Below are 595 nucleotides of genomic sequence, written 5' to 3'. Positions count from 1 at the left end.
TTTATGACCGACCCGCACGAGATGCGGGCGATGGCGGGCCGCTTCGAGGTGCACGCCCAGACCGTTGAGGACGAGGCCCGCAAGATGTGGGCGTCGTCGATGAACATCGCCGGCTCGGGCTGGAGCGGTCAGGCCCAGGCCACCTCCTACGACACCATGGGTCAGGTCAACCAGGCCTTCCGCAACATCGTCAACATGCTCCACGGGGTGCGCGACGGGCTGATTCGCGACGCGAACAACTACGAGCAGCAAGAGCAGGCCTCGCAGCAGATCCTCAGCAGCTAGCGGCCGAATCCACTGTTGCACAACACTTTTAAGGAGCCAAGTCAATGAGCATTAACTACCAGTTCGGCGATGTAGACGCCCACGGTGCCTTGATCCGCGCCCAGGCCGCGTCCTTGGAGGCCGAGCACCAGGCCATCATCCGCGATGTGCTTGCTGCCGGTGACTTCTGGGGCGGTGCGGGTTCGGTGGCATGCCAGGAGTTCATCACCCAGTTGGGCCGCAACTTCCAGGTCATCTACGAGCAGGCCAACTCCCACGGACAGAAGGTCCAGTCCGCGGGCAGCAACATGGCCAGCACCGACAGCGCCGT

General features: G+C 63.4%; 2 protein-coding genes. Both read left to right on the top strand.

Going from position 1 to position 595, the window contains the following annotated elements; genetic code table 11:
- Window positions 1-285: WXG100 family type VII secretion target (locus BST14_RS28245; RefSeq protein ID WP_083067501.1), on the top strand; the 285-nt coding region annotated here is incomplete at its 5' end.
- Between the two features lie 44 nt (window positions 286-329).
- Window positions 330-595 (top strand): WXG100 family type VII secretion target (locus tag BST14_RS28240; protein WP_083067500.1); only part of this gene is annotated, 266 nt, incomplete at its 3' end.

Origin of the sequence: Mycobacterium arosiense ATCC BAA-1401 = DSM 45069 (assembly GCF_002086125.1) — a bacterium.
In the GTDB taxonomy this organism is placed as follows: Bacteria; Actinomycetota; Actinomycetes; order Mycobacteriales; family Mycobacteriaceae; genus Mycobacterium; species Mycobacterium arosiense.
The sequence above is the reverse complement of the archived record's forward strand: the minus strand, read 5'-3'. Positions and strand labels throughout refer to the sequence as shown.